The following is a 26,531-nucleotide window of genomic DNA, read 5'->3' as shown; positions in this document are numbered from 1 at the left end:
CTCTTTAAGCACGAATTGACTCAGATAAAATTGCAAACGATTTGAGAATTTGCTCTGGTGTATGTGTCGCAGTGATAAAAAAGCGTAAGCGAGCGGAATTTTCAGGAACTGCGGGATAAATAATCGGCTTCACATTTACTCCACGGTTAAAACATTGCCTTGAGGTCTGGATGCATTTTTGTGAGTCACCCAAAATAATGGGTAAAATGGGGGTATGCTCATTTAATCCTATATTAAATCCATAGTCCAAGGCGGTTTTTCGCGCTAATCGGCTTAAATCATTTAGCCGGTTAATTCGTTCAGGCTCTTTTGCCATCGTTCTTATAGATGATAACGCAGCGGCTGTATTTGCGGGGGGCAGCCCTACTGAAAATACAAATCCTGGACAGGTATATTTTAAGTACTCTATCAGTTCCTTGGTCCCGGCTATATATCCACCGCAGCTTGCAAAAGCTTTGCTTAAAGTTCCCATCCATATTTCTACATCCTTGGGATTAATGCCATAGTGCTCAGAAATACCTCTACCGTTTTTCCCAAGAACGCCCATGGAATGAGCCTCGTCTATCATCAGCCAAGCAGCATGGCGGTTTTTTACCTGTATAAAATGATGAAGCGGGGCGATATCACCATCCATACTGTAAATACCCTCAATAACAATTAATACCCTTTTATAAAAACCTCGATCTTTAGTTAAAATAGTATCAACCGCCTGCCAATCGTTGTGAGGGAACGCAATGCGGGTGGCTTTAGAATAAACCGCACCGAGTACCAGACTGTTATGGGCAAGCTCATCATGTAAAATCAAGTCATCAGGTCCATAGAGATGGGCAATAGTCATCACGTTGGTAGCATGGCCGCTCGTAAAAACTAGTGCATCTTCAACACCGAGCAGTTTTGCTAATTCATTCTCTAGCTCCTGATGAATTATCTTTTGTCCTGATACGAGTCGACTTGCAGAAACAGAGGTTCCATATTTTCTGATTGCATCACAACTTGCGGAGATAATCTCTGGATGAGAAGCCAAGCCTAGGTAATTATAAGAGGTAAAATTAATGTATTCTTTTCCATTGATGATGCAGGTATTTTCAGAGATTCCTTGTTGGGCATCAAAAAAAATATTATCCCCTAACTGCGCTTGCATGTTTTTTAGATGAAGGTACGGAGGATATGTTTTAAATTCAGTATAATTTGCTTCAGTTGTTTCTATTTTCTTTTGTTGCGTTTCTGAAAAACCATGCCGCTTACTTAGATCAGGCTTTAATTGCTGTTCCTTAATACACTCCAATAGATAGCTCGCAAGCTCTTGGATATTCTCGAAATTAATGATTAACTCATTATCAATGGGCATCTGAAAGTCATCTTCAATATTTGCAATGAAGTGTTGAATATGTAAAGAATCAAAACCAAAACGTGTTAATGGAGCGCTTATATCAATATTCTCCTGAGGCTGGTTTAGAATGGTTGCTACATTTCTTTGTAAATAATCCTCAATCTCACGAATACTTAACTGATCTTTACTCATCATCGTTCCCACTTTCAGATTGCCAAACATAAAAAGCATTGAGTTCATTGTCAGCCACTAATTTTTTAATGATGTTTCTTCTTAGCTTGCCACTCGTAGTCTTAGGAATTTTCTTGGGGGGTAACAACGCAATGAAGTGAGGGGTTAGGCCAAAACTAGAACTAATGTTTGCTTTTATTTTATTTACAATGTCTTCAAGCTCTTGGTCGGAATAAAGTTGCTTCACTTCGGCAACCAGTGCGAGTTGTTCGGAATCACTGACATTTATTGAAAATGCTGCAATACAGCCTGTTCTTAAACGAGAATCGGATGTAGCAAGAAATAGTTCAATATCATAAGGATAATGATTTTTTCCGTTGATTATGATGAGCTCTTTTATTCTTCCGGTGATGTATAAATTATCATTATATAAAAATCCCAAATCTCCAGTTCTAAGATATTTCATGGCATCCGAATGTTCTAAATCAGCATGAAATGTATCCCTAGTCGCCTCATCGTTTTCCCAATAGCCAGTGGTAACACTAGGCCCACGCAACCAAATTTCTCCGATTTCGCCTTCTGCACACTTTCTAAAAGGGGCTTTAGAGGCGATCATTATAGGCACCATCGGTTTACCACATCCCACTAAAACAGCATGCCTATTATTTTCAACAGGATCCGTTAATACTACTTTATTTTGATGTAAAGACTCGACATCTACACTTAATAGTTGCGGCTGGTCATTCCCATTTTTGTGACCACTGACAAATACAGTGGATTCTGCCAAACCGTAAATTGGATAAAATGATTTTTTTTGGAAGCCGTATTTACTAAATTTGTTATGGAAATTAGTTAAAGTTCTATGGTGAATGTATTCCGCTCCATTGTATGCGACTCGCCATGAATGTAATTGCAAGTTGTTTCCAATTATCTGTTCATCAATTCTTTTTTCACAAAGTTCATACGCAAAATTGGGTCCACCACTGATATGTGCCTCAAAATCAGAAATTGCCTTGAGCCATAGATAGGGATGCCTAAGGAATGTAATGGGAGACATCATAAAAATGCGAAAGTCTGCATATACTGGGAATAACAAATTACCTATCAGTCCCATATCATGATAGGGAGGCAGCCAGGAAACCATACGTTCATTGCTGGTTTTACCGATAGTTTCATAGACTAAGCTCAAGTTATCCAACAGGTTTCCATGTCGTACGATGACGCCCTTAGGCATGGCCGTTGAGCCCGATGTATATTGCAAGTAGCACACATCTGAGCTTTTAAGTAATACAGGCTTATATAAATTTGCCATATCCACTGATGCTTTATTGATATCCAGCCAGCGAAAATGGTGAAAATCCCATTCCATTAAATGATTCACTTGGGTTGAGAATTTAGTAACAAATTTCTGAATTAAGGGGATGGAGGCAAGATTTTTTATGAATCCCAGCTTTTTTATTTTTTGTATGATTTCTGTATTTGATAAAATAATAGCGGGCTGCGAGTTATTAATAATTGCCTGTAATTTTTCAACAGTACTTTTATCGAAAGGGGGATAAGCAGGTACAGCAAGTACTCCCGCAAAAAAGCACGCCCAAAAAGTCACTATATAATCCATTCCTGGTGAAAAAATCAACAAGGCGCGGTCTCCTGGTTTGACGTATTGTTGAATTAATGCCGCTAAGGAGTGGATTTTTTGTTGCAGTTCGCCGTAGGTGAGTAATTCACTGTTTTCGAACAATCCAGTCGAAGAGAAGTAATACAATGGAGCTGATGGGTTCATAAGACAGCGGTCTGTGAACAGCTCAACCATACTTTCAATTTTTTTCTTTGAGTTCATCCGAATAGCCAAATAGTTTTCAAATACAAATTACAATACAAAGTATCGGTATCTTAGTTTGCTCATATTTTATGAGTTTAGTCGTTTTTTTTGATTGCTCAAGAAATGAACAGACTTTTTTATGAATCGACGTAGGCCAGGATTAAAACTGGCCTACATTGATAAGAGAGAGAGCATAGCGATTTAAATCAAACATACATTGAATTGCGGATTTCTTCGAACCGGGCACTCTCTTGTTCTTGCATTTTTTCAGCAGCTTCTCTCTCCGATTCCTCTTGTTGTTGTTGCGCTTTTAATTTGCTAAGTTCAATCATATTTTGCACTTTTAATTCCTGTAAAATTGCAGCTAATAAAAAGTCAGTAGGAGTCTGTAAGCTTATCTCTTGAATGGGCGGTTGAACTTCTTGTGGGGTTTGAGTTTTCTGTGAGGTTGATAATGGGGCTCTTTGTTTTTGATTAAAGAAAAGTGGTGATTTTTGATGAGCATCAGGTTGTTTTCTTTTATTATTTCCATTTACATGCGGAACATTTGTGGCTTTTTTACCCATGGTGATCTCCTTTTCCTATGAGTCCCTATCAGGTTAATATAAATCTTAATTAAAATGCAATTATTTTTTTCAAAATCATTAAATTTTGACGCTTATGGGTTATTTTGCGCATCTTGGCTAATTATTTTATTTTTGGTTTCGTTTTTGTTTAGGGTAAGTCACTGTCGCGGGTTGGGCATTGATTCCACAAGCCAGCATGAACGCTGAGCCGGTTTAGCCCCAAGTTTTTTGGGGCTCAGCTGGAGCAATGCATCAAACGATACACCTGGCATTTAGTCTAATTTCAAAGTCGATACTGCAGAATGAGTCTCTCCAAGTTTCATGCCATTTAGATGTTGCTCAAATATGGCAAAATTATTATGCGACCCCGTGTTAATTATAGGGAATACAATATGGTTGAAGAAATGGGCACGTTTTTCAATTTCTTCCCCATAAATCTTTGCCACCATAGAAGGGTCATTTTTAAATGCGCCACAACCCCAAGCACCCAAAATTGCATTCGGTTGCCCTTCAATAATTAAAGTATCTAATTGGGCTGCGATGCGTCTTCGCAAATCCGCTGCATATTGTGCGCGGGCTTCTTGCGTAAGCGCGTGAGGTTCGATGGCAAATTCAGGGGCTGCTGATCTTAATTCGAAAAATGGGAAGATCTCTGATGGCTGCAGAAAAGAATAACTCAGGTCGCTGTCTGCAACCCGAGTTGCTGATGTAAAATCACTCGAATCAGTAGGAAGAGTTATTTCTGGCCCCCTGAAACATATCCTAGGTATTCGGCTAAAGAGTACTTTATGTCCTGAGGAATCCGTTTTCCCTACTTGTTTTTTTAGGACTTCACGTTCTTCATCAGTCATTTTAATCTTGGCTTCTAACAATTTGCTGGCGGTATCATGGTAGCGAAAAGTCATCGTGTCTTTATCGACGTATATTATTTTATCCAGTAAGGATTGAGCACAGGTACTCCGATGCCACATATTTTCTTCTTGGGCACTTCCGCCTTCCAGGGAAGCCCCCCCTGGGAATACTGGACTGGCCATATTGAGTACAGAATACGGTTTACCATGCTTCCTGGTGGCTTCAAGTGTTGCCAGCCCCCAATCTTTATGGATTACTTCAACCGATTTGGGTGACGCTAATTTATTTCGTGCCCATTGAGCTAAATTGAATTGAGCCTGTTTGTGGAGTTCCTGGAGTTTATTGGAATCCTCGATGGTATCCAATGTTTTTCCCATGCTTCTATGACGCCATCTACTACCGGTATAAGAGCCGGTGAGGATATGGGGTTTATGAGCGGCATATACATCTCGAATTGCAGAGGGAGCTTTCGAAGATGTGGGTCTAAATAGAGCAAACCTCGCCATCATTTTTCTATCCTTAATTTCTGGTACTTACATTCTATTTTGGTGTTCTGCTTTTAAAACACGCTGGCGCAGTTTTTATTAAGAGTTCACTTCCAGATAGAATAAAGTAAGGTCAAATTCCATAAGCACACAACAGCTTTGAGTGGTATACGATTGAATTTCCATAATCTAAATAGCACTCTTGATTTTTGTTTTTATTGATAATTTTTTTGAACATGCAACAAGATGTTTAGCTCTCCAATAGCATTATTCTAAGCAATTGTATCCTTCCTTTTTACTTCTTGATTCAACATTGAGTAAGTTGAGTCAAAATGAGTAAACCAGAATGTTCAAAAAAAGTCAACTGTGTTTTTTTACCCTAGATAGAAGCATATTAAATGAGCAGCGGTAGCCGCCAAAAGCTTGATTTCACCGTTTCCGCAACAGGAGTTTTTAGAGTTCTTGTTAAATCATACACTTATTTACTAAGTATTATATTTGCTTATCCCTCCGTTGACTTGATAGGGGAGGCGTTGCGCGTCGGAGTAATTTTGATTTTGTTTTTAGTAGAATAAATTTTTGTTATTTCTGCGCCAATAAAGAAAATTTGAGCTGCATAATAAACCCAAATTAGAAGGATTATTAAAGAACCTGCCGCACCAAAGATCGAAGCAACATGGGCGTGATGTAAATAAAAACCAATTAATACTTTTCCTAAAATAAAGAGTAAGGAGGTACTTAAGGCACCTACCCACACATTATTCCATTGAAGTTTGACGTCGGGTAAGTGTTTAAACATCAGTGCAAAGACTAGGGTGGCGATTATGAAAGAAAAGAAGTAACTCATTATTAATTCAGAAAAAATATTAATACCTATAAAATAGTGAAGTCGACTGCTTAAGGCGGCAAGTAAGGTAGTTATCACCAAAGAAATTAACAGCAGCAGCGCTGAAATCAACACCATAGTAAAGGATAGAAATCTACTTTTGATGAAAGCAAATCTTTTTTTATGGGGATTTGATTTAACTCCCCAAATAATATTTAAACCGGCCTGCACTTCACTAAAAATACCCGAAGCGCTGAATAGTAAGATAAGAATACTCACGATTTGTACGTTTAAGAAAGTAGTGGGTAGGGTCAAATTTTTAATGATTCCTTGAACTTCTAAAGCAACATCTTCTCCTACTAAAATAGTGATTTGAGACACTATTTGGCTGCGAGCCGCCTCTTCCCCAAATAATGCGCCTACTATCGTAATACTAATTAGTAAAATTGGGGCGAGGGAAAACAAGGTATAATAGGCAAGGGCAGCGGCAAGACTTGCTACGCGATCTTCTTGCCAATTCGTATAGACTTCCTTAATCCACGCCAAGGCTTTGATCATGAGCAATTACTCAAAGAATATTTTAGGGATTACTTAATTTATCGTATTCCTACTTAAAAAGAATCAGTTTTTTTCCGACTTCCTATTAATGCATGCAGCTGGTGATTAAAAAAATCTAAGAGCAACAGCAATTCTCGTTTTTTTTACGAAACTAAATCTGGCATCACTTCTCTTATCCCCAGGAATCAATCAATGTTCTTCGATGTCTCTGCACGCTAGTACAGAACCACCCATGGGTGTTGCCTTGACACAATTACTATAAATTATTGGTCTATAATTGTAGTATGTTGGTCTTGTGTCATAACTTATGAAAATTGATCAAGAGTCCGTAAATGCCCTGTGTGGCGAGAGTAGCGAAGTAGTGGTATTTGGCTTTGGCAAATATGACTATGAAGAAGTCTATAAAGGCATCAATGCAAATAATAAAATCAAAGCCTTTAATTATGACGATTACGATTTGAAGCACAAAGAGCTGCACAATAATATTCCCTATTCGATGTACCGTGTTTATAAGTTAATTCTAAATGATTTAGTCGTTGAAAATTATAAAAGGAAAAAAGAAGGAAAACCCATAGTTCCTTTAATTTTTGTTATTGGTAACAGTGATGAAAGTTGTGAACCACGGCAAATTGCCAAAAGAGAAGAAGACCCTTATGAGAAGTGGGTTACTCTAACCGAGTTACGCAGGGTCTATAAACTCACAACGGAATTTGGCGCTGAATTTTCTCAAGTTGCTCGGGATACAGTTAAATTTGTAAGCCTTGATACTCAGTCTAATCCAACCAAATTAAAGCCTGTTTCCCCTTTTTGGGAAAGCAAGGACTGGCAGCACGATTGGGAGCAACGAAAAGAAGAAACCCAGCTAAGACACAATCGCTTGATAAAAAACAGCATGTGGCGGTCCAACCTACAAGGAAAGATTCAAGAAATAGATAAACTCAATCCTGATGAAGAAAATAAAGAAGGAAAAAAACTATAAGTCTCACCTCGAATCTTCATCCAAAACAGTTGCACCTCTTGTATCTTTTTTTTTATTGAATTAAAACATATTCAACAATCTTGTTCATTCTATCAAAGGGAAAATCATGTCATTAGGACTATCAATAGATTATTTAACCGGTGCGGTAAAGGTAACTAAAAATCATTTGAATAGCGATGATTTGATTTTGCGTGAGCGTCGTACGGTAAGACAAATGTTTTTTCAGCCTTATGAGTCAAAAGAAGAGTATATTTATTGTGCGCGTCACACCTTTTTACCCATGGCACAGATTATTTGGGCCATATTAGATCCCATTGTAACAGTCGCTGTACCTGCTATTGTGAGCAGTGTGTTAATCCTATTTGGGGCATTATGGGGAATCAATAAGTTGTGTGGTAATGAAGATGGCGCAGCGTTCTTTTTTAATGCAGCAGAATATATTTTCAAAGATTTTTGCCAGTTCCTCATCGATCTTGTCGTTTGCCCGTTATCTGCGATTATCATGTCCACCCGAGGCATTTCAACTGGATTGCACGCTGTTGGAATTCTTGGGGGCGATAGAGATGAAGTGATTGAGGAGGCTCCCTCTTTAGCCGTAAGCTGAGGGATGGGTTATGCCGCAGTAAGCGACTATAATTTTTTGGAAGCTTCAAGGACAGAGAGTTAGAGTACTCCTTGTTGACAATATGATCGTTCTGTTGTGAATTGATGATAGCAAAACTGATATAAACCGAACGTAATAAAAGGGGCGGAAAATACGTCAATGCTATAATGGATATGTCCAAGCAGTACGGTTAATGAAAAAAATACGGTGGCGCATAAACAAATGATACGCAGTAACATGTGCCGCCAAAAGATCATCAGCATCAAGCAAGGCCCGCCTACGTGACCGGAAAAAAATAAATCTCCATCAAATAAGATATAAGAAGCCAAATGAGGAGGAATACTTAATAAATTCTCAGGCGGTCCTAAATGCGTCATGCAAATGAAGACACTACGTACCAAGATAAAAACAGCGGCTGTTTTGGTCACGAACGGCAACCATTGTGGTTGCATCAGTAAATAGATAACGAAAACCAACCAAAAAATAAGTGCCGCATGGATGTGTAAAACATTCACATCCCATAGAGGCAAGTGATCCAGGAATAAATCTGATACCGAGGATCCTGCCATCCGTGTAGCATATAACCCAGCATAATGGATGACAACAAAACTGGTAATCAATAATATCCCCCCGGTCATTAAGTAATACAAATAATGACGGTCTTGGCATAAGGTGCGATATTGCAGAAAGACATTTCTCATGAGCGGCTCACTTGACGATACAAGGCTTCATACTGCTCGAGGCTATGCTCTATATCATGTTGGAGTGCAAGTTGACGGCTAGCCCGTCCCATGGTCTGGCATTGTGCCCGATTCGATAACATGTTCATCAGCAATTGCGAAAGACCTTCCACATCATTTTCTGCAAAAAGATAGCCATTGACCCCTGGTTCTACCAGCTCTGGCAGCGCCATGGCACGGGCTGCCAGAATAGGGAGTCCAGAGGCAATTGCCTCGAGTGTGACAATGCTTTGCAATTCTGCCGTGCTCGCAATCACAAAGCAATCGGCTAACCCATAAATGAAAGGATACTCGGCATCAGATAGATAACCTGTAAACGTCACATGCTGCGTCAAACCTAATTGTGCGACGTGTTGCTTTAAGTACGACTCGTAAGCCCCGGTTCCTGTTAATACAAAATGAGCATCCACGCGGTTTCGTGCCTTGGCAAATGCGGTTATCACCATGGGTAAATTTTTTTCCTGATCCAAACGACCACAGTATAATAAAATAGGTTTGTTGGGTAGGCAAAAGCGATGACGTAACGGGCCTGCTTCTTGATGGGGACGAAATACATTAAGATTGACACCGCATGAAATAGCATGCACAGGGAATCGGTTATCCAGCGTTTCCAGTAACGCTGCAGCGGTTTTTGTTGGCGTTGTTACTGCATCAACCTGCCGCAGCATCTCTAAAATGGGGCGCCAGCATCGGCGTGCAAACCAAGGTTTCAGGGATGAGGGCAAATGGGTATAGTGGAAAAAATTTTCAGGCATAAAGTGATTCGTGGCTACCATCGGGAGCTGCAGCTTTTTTCCAAGACGAAAACAGATGCCACCTAAAAAAAATCTTCCCTGCAGGTGAATAACATCCGGCTGAAAGGTCCGTATCGCCTGTTCAATTCCTTTGCGAATGAACACGGGCCAACACACGCGAAATTGTCGATAGATCCACACAGGCCAGGAACGTACGCGATATAAATGAACTCCCTGATAGGTTGTATATCCTTGTCGCACACTTCGCGATGGGCAAATCACCAGGACCTCATGGCCCCGTTGCTGTAGCTGCAGGGCGAGACGATGTGTGAAATATGCGCCCCCATTTAAATCAGGGGGATAACTATCAAGCACCGTAATAACGCGCATTGTTCACTTTTTTGAAAAATAAAGCGCATCATACCAGAACGGATAATCATGTTCAAATCATGTTGTATTCATATGAGTCATTCTGATGGTATTTTAGATTCCATCATTCACTAATCTCAAATTTTTAGCCGATATTTTCTCACAATCGGTTCATGCTAAGGAGGTTGATAGCTAACTTGGTTTAAAGGAAACACTCACCTGTGGGGTCAGGGCCTGACCCCATCAATACCCGCTGACCCCATCAATACCCGCTGATCCCATCAATTCACTTCACTCCTCAATGCAGAAACAATAATGAGCGAATTGTTTGTAGATTGTAAATAAATACATTGATGAACCTGTTTCATTAAAAATTGAATTTGGATAAATAAACTTTGCATTTTTTTCGGATGATTCATCGCGTTAAATTTTGTCTGATTGATAGCTATTTGTGCTCAATGATCAATTAATTGATCTAAACAAGTGCTTTGTGTTATAATTTTATACAATTGGGTAGGTGATTAATTTGCCTGTGCTGTTGGAGTTATATGATGCCCTCATCCAAAGATAAAAATCCTGATATAAATAAAAAATTCAAAGCGATAAAAGATAAAATCCAGACAGAGGTAGAAGATAAATTACGTCGAGAAGAAGCAAGAGATAAGTTACGTAAAGATATAGAAGGATTAATTGCAGCTCAATATACTTTGTCTCCCCAACAGTTTGCTGAAGAGGAAATTGCTGTAAAGCAAGCCATTGAAAAACTAGTTCTTGTACTCAGTCAACCCCCACATCAAAGATCCCTTTTAGCTGAAATTCCAATGGACTCAATTGAAAATATGACTAAAAGAGGCCATCTAACAGTTATCGCGAAACAACTGGATGAAAATTTTCTCATTGGCATTGAAAAAATTTTAAAAAATTCGGATTTTGAAATGACAGCCAATGGAGAAACCATTGCTTTATCTGATTTATACAATCAATGCAAAACAGAATTAACTAAAAATGGAAAAGAGCCAAATTTTGAGGATGTACTGCTTAGGATGTATTCCAAGGAGTCTCCCTTCTATAAGAAATTGAACGCTATTGTCGGGGCCTATAATGATCCATCGAGCACTTCCGACGAAGAAAGAAAAATGGCTTTTTTACTTAATATTGCCATTCATAAGGCAGGTCTTATGAAAAGGGAATTTGAAGTCCATAAAACGCCAGATTTGTTGTACCGCGGTCAAAGCTTTGGGAGCCCTATATTTCAACAAAAATTTGCACGTGTGCAGGATTTACAAAAAAAGGGACAACTTGCTTCCTTAGCCCCTGAGCAACTGGTTGAAATTAATATTGTAGATATTATCGCAAAAAAGAATGTAAGCATGACTTCTAACATAGATATAGCCAAGGGTTTTGCTGGTAATGGAGGAGTTGTTTTGCATGTCTGTAATCCCGAACAACTTGCTGATTATTATGCGGTGGCCAATGTATCCGCTCTTCCGAACGAAGCTGAGTTTATGTCAAGAATACCTGATGACGTGGCCATGATTCCTATCGAGATAATTGAAACACAGGGTATTTATCATATTCAAGTCATGTGCATTCACTCTCAAAACACACAACTCTATCAATCCACTCGCCTTCATGACCTTAGAAACTACTTAAAAAACTTTGTTGATAAAGAAATCAATGAACCGCTTTATGGATTTTTTAATTCTTCCATGAAAAATCAAATTAATAGCGATAATTTTAATTCTTTTGGCGTATCCTCCCAGTATTTATATTCAAGAGAGTATACACAACAACAAAAAAAATTAATGAAGGAGTTAATGAGCGCTATAGAGGAATCAGAAAAGCATCCGCTCGACGACATTGCCAAGCAAAACGAATTTTTGGAAAAGACAATAAAAATACTTAAAAACCTATATGAAACTAATCCTACAGCTAATCAGAAGCAAGAGTTAGACACCATCAATGCAATGTTCCAGGACTTTAGTGCAGCCGCCACCAATCTTAGTGTGACCCACAAGATGGGTTCTCCAAACGAGATTATCGCCAGTGAGCAGAAAAAAATGGATAAAAATTTACAGGGTAAACGGTTATGGCTTGCTGGAATGACTAGTGAAGCAGAGAGAAAGCTGATTGAACCATTAAGAAAGGATCTGGACGCCTTACTTCTTGTTAATGCCTCTTTAGCGGAAAAGAAGAAGGCGGCAAATAATATTCTCGATGTGCTCAAAGCGAATCCCGGTATTGGTGCCTACTTCAAAGTATTGGAAGAAAGTATAAAGAATGTGATTAAATCTGCGGAAAAGATTGAAAAGCAAGAGCAAATTCTAATCCGGGATGCCTCTAGTGTTGTACCGTTAGAAGGTGTTTTGCGAAAATCATTTTAAATAATGAGTAGGACACACACTTGCACACCTGTCGGGTCAGGCCTTGAATTTTGCCAAAACCCAGACTGGAATTGGCTCCCCGGACAGGACTTGAACCTGTGACCTAATGATTAACAGTCATCCGCTCTACCGACTGAGCTACCGGGGAATAGGGTCGGAATCTTAAAACGATTCTGATTGAGGGTCAAGTAGATTTAATAAATAATTTTTTAAAATTTGCTTTATTTGCCGCTTTTTTGAGTGGCAGGAATACATTCTAGATTTTCCTTTGAGTAAAAGTCCCCCTCCTATTTTTGGCAGAGGGGTAGGAGTGAGGGAATCATGTTGCACTTGAATCCCTTCATCTGCCCTAACGGGCACCTTCTCCCCCTTGGGGAGAAAGCGTTTATCTAGCTGCAAAAACGTTGTAAACGGTTAAGGGCGTCTTGCAGGATTTCCATGCTGGTTGCAAAGGATAAACGGATGCAGCCTTCATTGCCAAAAGCAGAACCGGGTACTAACGCCACGCCTTCCTTAGCAAGTAATTCTTCAGAGAACTCCAGATCATTCTTATAACCACGTTGTTTTATGATGGCTTGTACGCTTGGGAAAATATAAAAAGTACCATCCGCTGGAATCACATCTATTCCAGGTATTTCTTGCAATCTGGACGCGACAAAATCATGTCTTTGGCGAAAGGCTTTAACCATTTCGACGACACTTTCATTGCTGCCTGATAGGGCGGCTACAGCGGCTCTTTGGGCTATAGAGCAAGGATTTGAGGTTGATTGGGACTGGATGGTTTTCATCGCATTCATTAATGGCAGCGGGCCTGCTGCATAACCGATGCGCCATCCGGTCATGGCATACGCTTTGGATACACCATTTAAGACGATAGTCCGGTCATATAATTCGGGGCAGGCGTTAAGAATGTTCGCAAAAGGTTGGCTCCAAAGAATATGTTCGTACATGTCGTCGGTCGCAATAATAATTTGCGGATGTTTTTGTAAGACCTCGGCTAAAGCCTTCAATTCATCCAATGTGTAGGCTACTCCGGATGGATTGGATGGGCTATTTAAGAAGATTAGCCTTGTTTTGGGAGTGATGGCTTTATCGAGTTGCTGCGCATTGATTTTGTAACGTTGTGCCGGGGTTGTAGTAATAATCACAGGGGTTGCTTCCGCCAATAACACCATGTCAGGATAAGAGACCCAGTATGGCGCTGGGATAATGACTTCATCACCAGGATTAAGTAGCGCTTGGCACAGATTGTAACAGCTTTGTTTGCCGCCAACGGAAACTAAAATTTGATTGAGCTGATAATCAAGGCCATTATCTTTTTTAAATTTATTTTTAACTGCTTCTTTGAGTTCAGGTATCCCGTCAACTGCAGTATACTTGGTGTACCCTTGCTTAATCGCAGCAATAGCGGCTTCTTTAATGTAATCGGGTGTGTCAAAATCGGGTTCACCGGTACCTAAATTAATAACATCATGCCCTTGAGCACGCATTTGGGTGGCCTTTGCTGCTACGGCCAAAGTAGGTGAAGGCTTAACTTTTTGCACGCGTTTTGCTAATGCGATATCCATTTGTTGCTCCTGTGCGATATACTAATAAGATATGAAAGATTTATTTAAACTATATGCTGATTATAAGCCCGCTGGTGACCAGCCGACCGCCATAGCCTCATTAATTGAAGGCTTGGAATCTGGTTTATCCAAACAAACCCTTTTGGGGGTTACTGGCTCGGGCAAGACCTTTACTATAGCACATGTTATTCAAACCATGCGCCGGCCTGCCCTGATTATGGCTCCCAACAAAACGCTTGCGGCTCAGCTTTATGGCGAATTTAAAGCATATTTCCCCGACAACGCGGTCGAATATTTTGTTTCCTACTATGATTATTATCAGCCAGAAGCTTATGTACCCGCGTCAGATACCTTTATTGAAAAAGATTCATCCATCAATGAGCACATAGAACAGATGCGTTTGTCTGCAACCAAAGCCTTAATTGAACGTAAAGATGCGATCATCGTCGCAACCGTATCTGCAATTTATGGTTTGGGTGATCCTGATTCCTACTTGCGTATGGTATTACATCTTTCCCGTGGAGAACAATCCGATCAGCGTAAAATTCTAAGACGACTTGCTGAAATGCAGTACACTCGCAGCAACTTGTCCCTAGAACGTGGTCAGTTTCGCGTGCATGGGGATATTATTGATATTTTTCCAGCCGATTCAGAACGCGATGCGGTACGCATCGAATTATTTGATGATGAGGTTGAAAACATTGCTCAGTTTGACCCGCTTACTGGTGAAATTTTGCAACGCTTCCCCCGGATTACTATTTTCCCTAAAACCCATTATGTGACTCCTCGTGATCGTATTTTGCAAACTGTAGATTCGGTCAAAGAAGAGTTACAAGAGCGTCTCGCTGAATTTAAAGAGCAAAATAAACTCGTTGAAGCCCAACGTTTGGAACAGCGCACTTTTTTTGATCTGGAAATGATGCTGGAATTGGGGTATTGCTCGGGTATTGAAAATTATTCCCGCTATTTATCAGGGCGTGAGGCGGGTGAACCACCGCCCACTTTATTTGATTATTTGCCTAAAGAAGCCCTGCTGATTATCGATGAGTCCCACGTTACTGTACCCCAAATCGGGGGTATGTACCGAGGTGATCGTTCTCGCAAAGAGACATTGGTACAGTATGGTTTTAGACTTCCTTCGGCCCTGGATAATCGACCGTTACGTTTTGAAGAGTTTGAAGCACGCTCACCACAAACGATTTATATTTCAGCTACTCCAGGCTCTTACGAACAAGAACATTCGGATAATGTTGCAGAACAAGTAGTGCGTCCCACGGGGCTTATCGATCCTGAAGTCGAAATTCGGCCGGTGCGCACTCAAGTTGATGATTTAATGTCAGAAATTCGTCAAGTGATCCAACAAAATGGACGCGTTTTAGTGACCACTTTAACGAAACGCATGGCGGAGGATTTAACCGATTATTTGAATGAGCATGGCGTTAAAGTACGTTATTTGCATTCAGATATCGATACGGTGGAGCGAGTGGAGATCATTCGTGATTTGCGCTTAGGTGTATTTGATGTTTTGGTAGGGATCAATTTATTACGTGAAGGGTTGGATATGCCCGAAGTCGCCTTGGTTGCAATTCTTGATGCTGATAAAGAAGGTTTTTTACGCTCTGATCGCTCTCTGATTCAGACCATAGGGCGAGCTGCGCGTAACGTGAAGGGACGTGCCATTCTTTATGCTGATAAAATCACAGGCTCCATGCAAAGAGCGCTTGATGAAACCAACAGAAGACGCGAAAAGCAAAAGGCATATAATGAAGCGCATGGCATTACCCCCAAAGGGATTAGTAAATCCATAACAGACATTATGGAGGGCGCTTATCAAGGAAAACGCACCACCGCTGTTGCAGAACCGAGCCCAGAATATTTGCACTGGTCAACTCAAGAATTAGTGAAACACATCAATACCTTGGAAAAACAAATGTATTTGCATGCCAAAAACATGGAGTTTGAAGCAGCAGCCAAGATTAGAGATGAGTATCTTTTATTGAAAGAGCAATTGATGAAGTAACGCCATCAGTCACTCGATACCCAACACGACTATTTACCAAGATTAGTACCTCGGGTGACGAACATTTTGCATTTGCTCAGAGGGTTGCATCTCGAAAGAAAGGAGCCCGACAGACATGGATTATGAACCCTGAGGTTCAAGTGGGTAGCGAATGAATCGGTTCAGGCTTCCCACTTCATGGTGGGCTTGCACAACGCCGATTTCAGGATGCTTCCCATGCTGTTAGCATTGGTTCTAAAATCTCTCGCTATCGGGTTAAGCTGATTATACCATGGCCATCTCGATGAAAGTCAAGAATGGCCTGGTGCAGACTTAAAAATTATGGGGGCGTTCACCTTCCTGATCTTCATTTTCCTTTTTATTTTTAGAGGCCTGCATTAACTCACGAAATCTCTGACTGCTGTTTTGAATGGACTCTTTTAATGAGGTGTGTATTCGTTCAAAAAGAGGGGTAACTGCATGTTGCATTTTTTCTACAATAGAAGAGAGTTTACGTTCGGCTTTGTCTTCATAGCGGGCTACTGCATTTTTTAGATGATCTAACTTGCTTAGTATCCGATTTTTTAAGTCGTGAAAGGCTTCCTCTATTTTCCGTGTTTGTTCACTTCTCTTGGGAGGCACTACTATCCCTAAGTGAATTAATTTTTTTAACTTGGATTTAGAAAATAAGGCGCTGGCTTCAGGAAGTGCACCTCGAGTCTCACACTTCTGTGACGCTTTATCTTGAGCTGTTTCTATCTCTCTTTTTGTTTTTGTGGCTAATTCCTCGCGGTGTGCTTCCATCTCTAGGGATAGGGTGCTGTCAGGTTCAGCGGCTTTGGTTGCCGCAGCTTTAACACAGTTTGAAATTATTCTTTCCATGCCGGGTAATTTATCACAGCCCCTTACGATTTTTCCTTTGCTATCTAAAATAAATGGATTCACATCATCTGTAGAAAAGGTAATATCAGTCACTGTGAAATTCAAAGGAACGTAAGTATTTTCACGCTCACAACGCCCTCTAATCGCAGCAAAATTCTTTGCATCGTTCTGCAATTCACCGAGTTTTTCTAAAACCTGCTGCGCATGAGTTGATAATCCCTCTTTTGTTTTGGCCAAACGAAAGATCGGCGTTTGTTGTAATGCTCCAAAAATGGGGAGTGCGGCATCATAATGTTTTTGCGCCATCAGTTTTTCAGTGATTAACAGATAACGCTCCATTGCCAGGGTTCGTTCATCGATTGATTCTCTTGACAGGATGTCTTTGAGTACGAAATCAGCTATTTTATCATAGCGCTGAAAAAGAGTTTTTTTACGTGTATCGTCTACGAGCATCTTTCGCCGTGCTGCTTCGATATAATAATCCAGTGGCATGGTTTTCATCTGTTCGATTGCACTGATTTGTTCCGCGGCTTCTTTTCTGACTTGCTCAATCAATGGTTCATTTTCAGGAAGCTCTTGATGTTTAAGTTGCTCTATTTTGTTGTCTCGCTCCGATTCAATGGCTTTGATGGTCAGTTTTTTCGCCTTTTGGTATCCGTCTTTCTCTGCGGCCTGAAATACCTGTTCTTCAAAAATACGACGTTCAGCTAGGACGTAATAATTGGGTGGTATTTCTTCCATCTGTTGAATTGCATTGATTTCTACGGAGGTTTCCTTGTTCACTTGTTCCGTGAGTTGATTTTGTTCTGCCTCAGAGATAGCCTTTTGTTTTATCTCCCTTATTTTTGTGAATGCTTCAGTCTGAGCGACTTTGATAGCCATCTCCTTGGCCAATTGAAGACGGTCCTCTTGGGCATTAATCGCGGCAATCTCCTTTTCGGTCGCCTGGTTGACTTGCTCAATCATCTGCTCTTGTTCATCTACAGGCGTTTGTTTTTTTATCTGCTCTATCTCTTGAGCTGCTTTAGCCTTAGAGAGATTGATGGCTAGTTCCTTAACGAGGTAAAGGCAGTCCTTTTGTTCTTTAATTACGGTGATCTTCTTTGCGGTTTCCTGATTAATCGCAGCCAATTTCTGGGTGGCTTCCTCATTGGCTTTTTCAATCAAGTCTTTCTGGGCCTCTTCTGGCGACCCTTGTTTTTTTATTGCCTCTATGTTCTCTTTCAGTTCCCCTCTTATTTCCTCTCGTGCTTGAGCCGCTTCCGACTCAACCCTTTTGATGGCCATTTCCTGGGCTTTTTTACTGCCAGTTTTCGCAGCCTCAAGGCCTTCTTCCCGAAAATACTGATTTAAGTTAAGTACATTGATAACGCTTTTAGCGTAGTCTTTTGAGCCTTCTGCGGCGATAGCGGCAAAGGTATCTGCCATTTTGTTCATCATGTAGCGATTAATATGCTTCATGGCTCTCAATTCCTGGCTTTTTAACGATTCAGCCTCAATCAACAACGCATCAAAGCTTTCTTGGAAGGTCGCAAAACCGTGGTGATCGATCAACTTTTGACATTGCATCTGTAAATCACCAATTTTTGTGGGTCGGAATTCAGCAATAACGGTGCGTAGGGCGGTATGAAGATCTAACTCAAAGAGCTTTTCCACTGCAAGTGGTGGCGTGTCATTCTTGCCCTCTTGAAGTTCGCTTAATTCAGCCAGATCATCCTCTAGACCATCCAAAACGGATTTATCTTCTTGAGAGAGGCTATCAAAAGAATGTTCCAGTTCCTCCATTAATCGATCAAATTCTCGAAGAAGTTCTTCCATTTTGTCTCGGGGCAAATCTAATGCGTCATAAGCCATTTTTAACACCTTAATTTGTGAAGCGACCTGTATCCAAAGTATAGATAAAATAGAGCTTGTTTGCCTTTAAACTGCCTAGTAAGTAAATAAAATGAACTATGGTAAAATATCAGTCTTAGGAAATTGATTTCTATGGATTAAGCCATCACTCAGCAGTTCAGAATGAGCCATTTGATTACCCTGGATTTTTCGTTTACCATGCACCCGCAATTCTTTTTTAAAATTTTGTTCAAATTGAAGAGCACGCGACACTTCAATTGATGTTCACTCAATCCATTTGTCGATGTTCTCCTGCAACGAGGATTCGAGACGAATACGCTAGTGTTCTAGCGACTATTTTGAGTTAATAAGGGGTAATTATGGTAGCAACTGCTTCAAACATGCTTCCATTAGGAAGTAAGGCGCCTGATTTTACTTTAGTAGATACACGCAATGATCAATTGGTTTCCCTTGGACAGATTAAATCACCCATTGCAACAGTGATTATGTTTTTGTGTAATCATTGTCCTTATGTGAAACATATTCAGACAAAAATAGTTGAATTAGCCGAAACTTATCAGAAAAAAGGGATTCAATTTGTTGCAATCAGTTCTAACGATGCCGAAAAATATCCTGCTGATGGCCCAGAACAAATGCGAGTGGAAGCGGAAAACTTTCATTATTCTTTCCCTTATTTGTATGATGAATCACAAGAAGTGGCCAAAGCCTATAAGGCAGCGTGTACCCCTGATTTTTATATTTTTGATAAAGACATGCTTTGTGTCTATCGCGGCTGTTTGGATGAATCAACACCGGGAAATAACAAACCGGTAACTGGCTCGCATTTACAAAATGCCCTGGATAGTCTCCTTGCCGGTAAACCAGTGAGTCCAGAACAAAAGCCAAGTTTGGGATGCAATATTAAATGGAAGTGACGCATTGCTTGGATGGTCTTAGTCTGAAAATCTCATTATCTTCAAGTCATTTATACCGATGGCTGTAGAAGATGGGATTGCTTGCGGCCAGGAGTACTCGTTGACAGTATCCTGGTTGCATGCGCTAGACAAGCCATGTTATGGCTTTTAAACTTAAAATTTATCCGGATCGGCCATTTCCCAATGAGATTTATAACTCTGGGGAATATCGGAGCCTAATAGTTGTCCTGGTGTAAGATAATCGTATATTTCATTAAATGTTTTAACTTCTTGCACGCTGACCCGCCTCATGATGTGGATGGGTTTTAAATCGCTGGGATTATCTAAACCGAGCGCGCCAACCATTTCTAAAAAGCTTTTCATGGTGTTTTTATGAAAGTTGGCTACATGATGTTTTTTCTGATCGACAACAAGGCCATATTGCAAGCGTTTATTTTGCGTGGCTACTCCTGTGGGGCAAGTATTCGCATTACATTGTTTTGTTTGTAAGCAACCGGTAGCCATCATCATTGCGCGTGCAGAATTACACATATCAGCACCCAATGCGATATTAGTCAGAATATCAAATCCGTTCGCAATCTTACCACTACAGATAACACGAATTTTATCCCTTACATTAATCCCTACTAAGGCATTGTGCACAAAGACTAACCCTGCTTCCAACGGTGTGCCTATAAAATTAATGTATTCCTCAGGCGCAGCCCCAGTGCCTCCTTCAGCACCATCAACAGTAATAAAATCAGGCAGGATATTGGTTTTTAACATGGCTTTACAAATGGCAAGAAATTGATCTCTTCGGCCCAGACATAATTTAAAGCCAATGGGTTTGCCATGCGATAAATCGCGTAATTTTTTTATGAAATAAAGTAACTCTACCGGAGTGGTAAACGCAGAATGAGCGATAGGAGAGAGTACATCCTGACCCATAGGGACTTTTCTTACTCTTGCAATTTCCTCTGTTAACTTGGCAGCAGGCAAGATGCCTCCATGAGAGGGTTTGGCTCCTTGCGAGAGTTTAATTTCGATCATTTTTACTTCGTTACGATTGGCTTCAGCGGCGAACTCTTTTTCGTCAAAATTCCCTTGTGCATCACGACAACCAAAATAGGCAGTTCCAAATTGAAATACCAGGTCGCCACCCTGTAAATGATAAGCGCTTAACCCTCCTTCACCGGTGGCTTGGTAAAAACCACCAATCTGGGCTCCTTTGTTCATGGCCATAATTGCTTTGCCAGACAGTGCTCCAAAGCTCATGCTGGAAATATTAAACCGAGAGGCACTGTAAGGTTGGAGACAATCTGGGCCACCTACCATAATTCGTGGTTCAACCTCCGAATGATGTTTCGGAGCCAAAGAGTGTAGGGCCCATGTATAGCCAACACTTAAAATATCGCGCTCGGTACCAAAAGGGACTGTGTCACGAGTATTTTTGGCGCGCTCATAAATGAGGGATCGTATTTCACGATTAAAAGGAAGTTCGCTTTCATCGGTCGCAATAAAATATTGTTGAATTTCTGGACGTAGAAATTCTAAAAAATAGCGCACATGTCCCAAGACGGGAAAGTTACGCAGAATGGTATGCTCTTTTTGAATCAAATCGTAGATCCAAATCACAATAACGGGAATGAGAAAAGCGAAAAACCATTCGATGCTATGGAACATCGCAAAAAGGGCAAGAGTAAATAATAAGGCTACTCCAAATCCTATATACCATTGGCGTCTCATTTTTAAGTCCTTTTAATCAAGATCGATTGTCCCTATTATTAAGCTTTGTTGAAAAAATCGCAGGTCATTTCAGCGAAGGCGGTAATCCCAATTGGGCATGGTGCCTAACAGGGATGCTCACCTTTACGGGAATAATAGAAAGCTTAGTGCTTATCCTATTCTTCCACAGTATCAATCAACAAAGCCCACATGACAAGAGATGAATCATGTGGGCCATCTTTCCCGCAAACGACGTGGTAACATTTTTTGCAAATCCAGAATAAATCAATTAATCCATTTCTGGAATTCGTTCGATCATCTCTCCACCCACCATTTTATTGATTTTATTTTCAAGGGAGTTAATAAATTGAGTGACCTGATGTTGCTGGTGTGCTTGTTTGTTTTTACAGAGTATCAATTCATGACTAATATCCAGTGCCGCGAGCAATAAGGCTTGGAAATTGTCCAACTGTTTCGATTTCTTTTTATTAATCATGATTTGATGATTTAATTTTTGCACCGCAAGCAATAAATTGGGTTCTTCACCTTCCGGGCATTTAATTTCATATGTTTTATTGAGTAGTTTAACAGTACACGATTTCATCTGCGTCATAATAAGACCTTTGCAATTCCATAGAGAGCTGTTATGAATAGTAACAATTTTGCTCGCAAGCAGCAATTAGTAGGATGAACGCTTGCATTAAATCGGGTATCATGGGGTATTTTTTCTATGAATGAGTTAAATATGTCTGAAGAAAGAGAACACTTGCATTTACCTGATTATGATGAATTTTCTGCATCCATTTCTGTTTTAATGCTGCATATATCAGCCAGCTTATTGCATGGGATGATGTGTGGTTACCTGTGTGCTGGCGCTGACAGTCAAGGAGAAGCTTATTTACGTGCGTTATTAAATAATAAAAAAGATGAAGCCAGCCGTAATGCAGTTTTAGCCATGTTTGCTGTATTTTCTATAAGCCAGCAACAAATTAACAGTTTGGATTTTGAATTTCAAATGATGCTTCCTGATGAAGAGGAATCTTTATTGTTAAGGGCACAAGCTTTTAGTGAGTGGTGCGAAGGGTTTACCCAGGCACTAACTTTAGCGGGCATCGGTCTTAACCAATTGCATGAAGAAGAGGCTCAGGATGCATTTCAGCATCTTATTGAATTTGCTGAACTTGATTGTGATACCTTGGATGTTGATGAAGAAGATGAACGTGCGTTAATGGAAGTCAGTGAATATGCGCGGATGGCAGTCCTGCGTTTGCATAGTGATTTAATTATGAATGAAAGAGAACGTGGTGGCCATACTGGAATAACTCATTAAAAAGGAAGTTACAATGATTTCCCAACAAGAATACCAAATAAGAAGAAATAAATTAGCGCAACAATTGCCCGCTGACAGTATTGCCCTTATCCCGGCGGCTCACGAAGTATTACGTAACGGTGATGCGCATTATCGCTTTCGTCAGGACAGTAATTTTTATTATCTCACCGGATTTAATGAGCCTGATGCGTTACTGGTAGTTATTGCAGGAGCAAATACTCAGTGTGTGTTATTTAATCGCCCACGTAATCCGGCGGAAGAGCAATGGACGGGAAAACGTCTTGGACAAGATGGGGCGCTTTCTGAGTTGGGTATGCACGCTGCTTTTCCTATAGACCGTGTTGAGGAGGAGCTGCCTAAATTATTAAATGGTAAGTCAGCCATTTATTGCGCACTGGCTCGAAATCCAGAGATGGAAAAAACGATTATGCAGTCATTGAAAACCCTTAAAGGTCAAGTACGACGTGGGGTTAAGGTTCCAGACCAGTTGTGTGATTTGGAGCCTATATTAGGTGAAATGCGCTTATTTAAAAGCGATGCGGAGCTGGATTTAATGCGTCGAGCAGCGAGCATTTCCGTGCAAGCACATCAACACACCATGCGTCGTTGCAAGCATTTGGAGCATGAATATCAGCTTGAAGCAGAGCTTGTTTATGAATTCAGTCGTCATGGTTGCCGAAGTGTCGCTTATGATCCTATTGTGGGCAGTGGTGAAAATGCATGTATTTTGCACTATACAGAAAACAACAAACCTTTGCATCGTGGCAGCTTAGTTCTTATTGATGCAGGAGGGGAGTTTGAAAATTATGCTGCGGATATTACCCGAACCTTTCCCATCAATGGCAAATTCAGCCCCGAACAAAAAAGTATTTATGAATTGGTGCTCAAAGCCCAAAAAGCGGGGATTGCGGCGATTAAGCCCGGTCTTTTGTGGAATAGGGTACAACAAATCATGGTCCGCATTCTCACTGAGGGATTATGCGCCTTGGGTATTTTACAAGGAGATGTAGAGGAGTTGATTGCCCAAGAAGCATATAAACCGTTTTACATGCATAATTCTGGACATTGGTTGGGATTGGATGTTCATGATAGCGGTCTTTATAAAATTAATGGTGAGTGGCGCGCTTTAGAACCCGGGATGGTTTTAACGGTTGAGCCAGGTTTATACATTAGCCCAAACAGTGCGGGAGTGGATAAGCGTTGGTGGGGTATTGGTGTACGGATTGAGGATGATGTGGTAGTCACGAAAACAGGGCATGAAGTCTTAACTGCCGCATTACCTGTGGATGTAGATGAAATTGAGGCATTAATGCGTGATTAATAAAGAGATTGATATACTGATTATTGGAGGAGGCTTAACAGGTGCTACTTTAATGCTTGCTTTGCAAGGGTTAGGGTATAGTACTTTATTAGTAGAAGCTAAGCCTTTTAGTGATAAAATAACTCCTGATTTTGATGCACGCTCTCTAGCACTATCGCCCGCGAGTCGACGTATTTTAAGGATGCTTGGTGTTTGGGATCTTCTTAAAGAGCATGTAACCGCTATAGAGATGATTCATGTTTCCGATCAACATCACTTTGGAACATCACGCTTGCAAGGAGATTCGGATTCTCCTTTGGGCTATGTTGCTGAAATGCAGCACATCAATCAGGCTTTGCATCAACTGCTGCCCCATGACCAGTTGATTGCTCCAGCGAGTTTACAGGCCTTGGATTATGAAAATCATTCGGCGACCGTTCTCACTGAATCGGGTGAACTAAAAATCAAGGCAGGTCTTATTGTTGCTGCTGATGGTGCCCATTCAGAAGCGCGTCGTTTTTGTTCCTTACCCTCCAAAACTAAGCTCTATAGCCAACACGCAATTGTAGCGAACGTGGGCTTGCAAAAGCCGCATCAACATCGTGCTTACGAACGTTTTACCAGTTATGGTCCTTTGGCGCTTTTACCGATGCAAGACAATCGCATGTCTTTGGTTTGGGCTGTGCCTCCCAAGGAAGCAGAACGCTTATTGTCTTTATCTGAGGTTGATTTTTTACACGAGTTACAACGCGCATTTGGTTATCGTCTGGGCCGTTTTGCCAAAGTAGGGAAACGATTCTCCTTTCCTTTGCAACAAGTTTTAATGCCAAGCCAAACCAAATGGCCTGTAGTGTTTGTTGGTAATGCGGCACACACCTTGCACCCTGTAGCCGGACAAGGATTCAATCTTGGACTTAGAGATGTAGCGATGCTGGCACAATGCATCGCCGAGAGGGGACTCAATGCAGAAATGCTCCAGCATTATGTGCAATTAAGATCCCATGACCAAAAAGCCATTACTCATTTAACGGATGGTTTGATCCAAGTGTTTACTAGCCGTTTACCTGGATTGGGAATTGTGCGTGGGTTAGGATTGATTGCTCTGGATAATATCCCTGCCTTGAAGAATCTTTTAGCACGATATGCACGAGGATTTGGGGGGGTGATTCCTGATTTAGTCTGTGAAATTGCTTTGCCAAAGCTGCAAAAATAGTTATGAAGGAAATGAAATGAGTCTGCAATTTAATGTATTAGTCATTGGTGGTGGTATCGTGGGCTTAACTGCGGCCTTAGCTATGGCTCAACGTGGGTTCACGGTAGCAGTGATTGATGCGGGTTCATTAAAAGTCAAAAATTCACCGTCAGATACCCGAGTCTATGCGATTAATCATGCCTCACAGGCTCTCTTGCAGCAATTAAATGCCTGGCAATACCTGGAGAGCGCTCGCGTTTCTCCCTATCGTCGGATGTATGTTTGGGATGCTGAAAGTAAAGCGCATATTGATTTTGATTCACGTCAGGTGGGGGCACCAAACCTTGGGAATATTATTGAAGAGTCCGTTTTAAAACACGCTTTACTGCAGCAAGTTGCTACCCAATCTTCCATTCATTTATTTCCTGAGTGCCGCGTGGAAGAGGTTTTTTGCGAAGAAACTGGAGTTCGAATTTGCAGCAAGCAGCAGACTTGGGAAGGGCAATTGTTAATGGTGGCCGATGGGGCCCACTCTCCAGTCCGTCACCAACTCAAGGTGCCCTTAAACAGCTGGTCGTATGATCAACACGCACTGGTTGCAACGGTGTCCGTAGAGCAAGCGCATCAGCACACTGCCTATCAAGTGTTTCGCGCGGATGGTCCTTTGGCATTTTTACCCCTAGCGGATGCACATCAATGCTCCATCGTGTGGTCTACCAAACCCGCGCATGCTAAACAATTAATGAATCTGTCAGAACCGGAGTTTAATGCCTCCTTAACTGAAGCTTTTGCGAGAAAGCTGGGGCAGGTCGAAGTCATCAGCACACGTCATCAATTTCCTTTACAAATGAGACATGTCAAACACTATGTGGGAAATCGCTGGTTACTTCTGGGGGATGCAGCCCATACAATCCATCCTTTGGCCGGATTAGGTTTAAATTTAGGATTGGCTGATGTACATTCCTGGATCGATTGCTTGAATGCTGCTCATGGTGCCCTGGTGTCTAAAAAGGCATTAGGCGCTTATCAACGCGAGCGTAAAAATGCTGTATGGCAAACGATTTTGTTAATGGAAGGCTTTAAGCGCTTATTCAGTAATTCTTTTATGCCCCTGGTTACTCTGCGTGGCCTGGGTTTAAATGTATGCAATGGATTGTCCCCAATAAAACGGTTATTTATCCAACATGCGCAGGGCACTCACCAATAAAATTCCCAAACATGCGATTAACGTACATTGACCTGCATAGAGACGTGTCCGCAAAAAACAGGGTCTTAGGCCATGTCTTTTGCTTACACATGCATCCATCACGTCAATCAGAATCGCACTGATTGAGCTTAGCTAACAATAAAGAATAATTACTCATCCAG

The 26,531-nt window shown here is 41.0% G+C and carries 20 protein-coding genes, 1 tRNA gene and 1 other RNA gene; 9 read left to right on the top strand and 13 right to left on the bottom strand.

Features of this window, described 5'->3' with window-relative positions; all coding sequences use genetic code 11:
* Positions 1 to 4: 4 nt before the first annotated feature.
* The 5 genes from OQJ13_RS08510 to OQJ13_RS08490 form a co-directional block, all read right to left on the bottom strand.
* Positions 5 to 1,525: an aminotransferase class I/II-fold pyridoxal phosphate-dependent enzyme gene (locus OQJ13_RS08510; protein WP_265710443.1), complete on the bottom strand. Its 1,521-nt coding sequence runs from the start codon at positions 1,523 to 1,525 to the stop codon at positions 5 to 7.
* Positions 1,515 to 3,341, bottom strand: coding sequence for a fatty acyl-AMP ligase (locus tag OQJ13_RS08505; protein ID WP_265710442.1), 1,827 nt, complete (start codon positions 3,339 to 3,341; stop codon positions 1,515 to 1,517). The genes OQJ13_RS08510 and OQJ13_RS08505 overlap by 11 nt, the downstream gene beginning before the upstream one ends.
* Positions 3,342 to 3,529: 188 nt before the next feature.
* Positions 3,530 to 3,889, bottom strand: a complete 360-nt coding sequence (locus OQJ13_RS08500; protein WP_265710441.1) for a hypothetical protein — start codon at positions 3,887 to 3,889, stop codon at positions 3,530 to 3,532.
* A gap of 272 nt (positions 3,890 to 4,161) precedes the next feature.
* A complete protein-coding gene (locus tag OQJ13_RS08495; RefSeq protein WP_265710440.1) occupies positions 4,162 to 5,250 on the bottom strand; it encodes a poly(ADP-ribose) glycohydrolase domain-containing protein in 1,089 nt (362 codons plus the stop codon).
* Between the two features lie 478 nt (positions 5,251 to 5,728).
* On the bottom strand, positions 5,729 to 6,610 hold the full coding sequence (locus OQJ13_RS08490) for a YihY/virulence factor BrkB family protein (RefSeq protein ID WP_265710439.1): 882 nt from the start codon (positions 6,608 to 6,610) through the stop codon (positions 5,729 to 5,731).
* Positions 6,611 to 6,917: 307 nt separating this feature from the next.
* Here OQJ13_RS08490 and OQJ13_RS08485 point away from each other — a divergent pair, with 307 nt between their 5' ends.
* Positions 6,918 to 7,589, top strand: coding sequence for a hypothetical protein (locus tag OQJ13_RS08485; RefSeq protein WP_265710438.1), 672 nt, complete (start codon positions 6,918 to 6,920; stop codon positions 7,587 to 7,589).
* Positions 7,590 to 7,695: 106 nt separating this feature from the next.
* Positions 7,696 to 8,193, top strand: coding sequence for a hypothetical protein (locus tag OQJ13_RS08480; protein ID WP_265710437.1), 498 nt, complete (start codon positions 7,696 to 7,698; stop codon positions 8,191 to 8,193).
* A gap of 59 nt (positions 8,194 to 8,252) precedes the next feature.
* Here OQJ13_RS08480 and OQJ13_RS08475 read toward each other — a convergent pair whose 3' ends face one another.
* Both OQJ13_RS08475 and OQJ13_RS08470 read right to left on the bottom strand, forming a co-directional pair.
* Positions 8,253 to 8,894, bottom strand: coding sequence for a phosphatase PAP2-related protein (locus tag OQJ13_RS08475; protein WP_265710436.1), 642 nt, complete (start codon positions 8,892 to 8,894; stop codon positions 8,253 to 8,255).
* Positions 8,891 to 10,057, bottom strand: coding sequence for a glycosyltransferase family 4 protein (locus OQJ13_RS08470; protein WP_265710435.1), 1,167 nt, complete (start codon positions 10,055 to 10,057; stop codon positions 8,891 to 8,893). The genes OQJ13_RS08475 and OQJ13_RS08470 overlap by 4 nt, the downstream gene beginning before the upstream one ends.
* A 527-nt stretch (positions 10,058 to 10,584) precedes the next feature.
* On the opposite strand from OQJ13_RS08470, the gene OQJ13_RS08465 reads away from it, so the two are divergent.
* The gene (locus tag OQJ13_RS08465; protein WP_265710434.1) at positions 10,585 to 12,420 is read left to right on the top strand and encodes a hypothetical protein; all 1,836 of its coding nucleotides are present in this window, start codon (positions 10,585 to 10,587) and stop codon (positions 12,418 to 12,420) included.
* A gap of 72 nt (positions 12,421 to 12,492) precedes the next feature.
* On the opposite strand, the gene OQJ13_RS08460 is transcribed toward OQJ13_RS08465, so the two are convergent.
* A tRNA-Asn gene (locus OQJ13_RS08460) sits at positions 12,493 to 12,568 on the bottom strand.
* A gap of 241 nt (positions 12,569 to 12,809) precedes the next feature.
* Positions 12,810 to 13,988: a pyridoxal phosphate-dependent aminotransferase gene (locus tag OQJ13_RS08455; RefSeq protein WP_265710433.1), complete on the bottom strand. Its 1,179-nt coding sequence runs from the start codon at positions 13,986 to 13,988 to the stop codon at positions 12,810 to 12,812.
* Between the two features lie 31 nt (positions 13,989 to 14,019).
* On the opposite strand from OQJ13_RS08455, the gene uvrB reads away from it, so the two are divergent.
* Positions 14,020 to 16,008 carry an excinuclease ABC subunit UvrB gene (gene uvrB / locus OQJ13_RS08450; protein WP_265710432.1) on the top strand — a complete coding sequence of 663 codons (1,989 nt, stop codon included), beginning with the start codon at positions 14,020 to 14,022 and terminating at the stop codon, positions 16,006 to 16,008.
* Positions 16,009 to 16,107: 99 nt separating this feature from the next.
* On the opposite strand, the gene ssrS is transcribed toward uvrB, so the two are convergent.
* Both ssrS and OQJ13_RS08440 read right to left on the bottom strand, forming a co-directional pair.
* Positions 16,108 to 16,268, bottom strand: a non-coding RNA gene (gene ssrS / locus OQJ13_RS08445) — 6S RNA.
* A 52-nt stretch (positions 16,269 to 16,320) separates the two neighbouring features.
* Positions 16,321 to 18,723, bottom strand: a complete 2,403-nt coding sequence (locus OQJ13_RS08440; RefSeq protein WP_265710431.1) for a RasGEF domain-containing protein — start codon at positions 18,721 to 18,723, stop codon at positions 16,321 to 16,323.
* Positions 18,724 to 19,082: 359 nt separating this feature from the next.
* On the opposite strand from OQJ13_RS08440, the gene OQJ13_RS08435 reads away from it, so the two are divergent.
* Positions 19,083 to 19,637, top strand: coding sequence for a thioredoxin family protein (locus OQJ13_RS08435; RefSeq protein ID WP_265710430.1), 555 nt, complete (start codon positions 19,083 to 19,085; stop codon positions 19,635 to 19,637).
* Between the two features lie 153 nt (positions 19,638 to 19,790).
* On the opposite strand, the gene OQJ13_RS08430 is transcribed toward OQJ13_RS08435, so the two are convergent.
* Positions 19,791 to 21,362 carry an FMN-binding glutamate synthase family protein gene (locus OQJ13_RS08430; protein ID WP_265710429.1) on the bottom strand — a complete coding sequence of 524 codons (1,572 nt, stop codon included), beginning with the start codon at positions 21,360 to 21,362 and terminating at the stop codon, positions 19,791 to 19,793.
* A gap of 268 nt (positions 21,363 to 21,630) precedes the next feature.
* Positions 21,631 to 21,954 (bottom strand): cell division protein ZapA, encoded by a 324-nt coding sequence (locus OQJ13_RS08425; RefSeq protein WP_028381518.1) that lies wholly within the window; start codon positions 21,952 to 21,954, stop codon positions 21,631 to 21,633.
* 132 nt (positions 21,955 to 22,086) lie between these two features.
* Between OQJ13_RS08425 and OQJ13_RS08420 the strand changes: the two genes are divergently transcribed.
* The 4 genes from OQJ13_RS08420 to OQJ13_RS08405 are packed head-to-tail and all read left to right on the top strand — an operon-like array spanning position 22,087 to position 26,370.
* Positions 22,087 to 22,671 carry a YecA family protein gene (locus OQJ13_RS08420; protein ID WP_265710428.1) on the top strand — a complete coding sequence of 195 codons (585 nt, stop codon included), beginning with the start codon at positions 22,087 to 22,089 and terminating at the stop codon, positions 22,669 to 22,671.
* A gap of 13 nt (positions 22,672 to 22,684) precedes the next feature.
* Positions 22,685 to 23,992 carry a Xaa-Pro aminopeptidase gene (gene pepP / locus OQJ13_RS08415; protein WP_265710427.1) on the top strand — a complete coding sequence of 436 codons (1,308 nt, stop codon included), beginning with the start codon at positions 22,685 to 22,687 and terminating at the stop codon, positions 23,990 to 23,992.
* The gene (gene ubiH, locus OQJ13_RS08410; RefSeq protein WP_265710426.1) at positions 23,985 to 25,184 is read left to right on the top strand and encodes a 2-octaprenyl-6-methoxyphenyl hydroxylase; all 1,200 of its coding nucleotides are present in this window, start codon (positions 23,985 to 23,987) and stop codon (positions 25,182 to 25,184) included. The genes pepP and ubiH overlap by 8 nt, the downstream gene beginning before the upstream one ends.
* A 16-nt stretch (positions 25,185 to 25,200) precedes the next feature.
* A complete protein-coding gene (locus OQJ13_RS08405) occupies positions 25,201 to 26,370 on the top strand; it encodes a UbiH/UbiF/VisC/COQ6 family ubiquinone biosynthesis hydroxylase (protein ID WP_265710425.1) in 1,170 nt (389 codons plus the stop codon).
* The last annotated feature ends 161 nt before the right edge of the window (positions 26,371 to 26,531 follow it).

It is taken from the genome of Legionella sp. PATHC035 (genome assembly GCF_026191115.1).
GTDB lineage: Bacteria > Pseudomonadota > Gammaproteobacteria > Legionellales > Legionellaceae > Legionella.
This window is presented reverse-complemented; position numbering and strand designations above follow the sequence as displayed.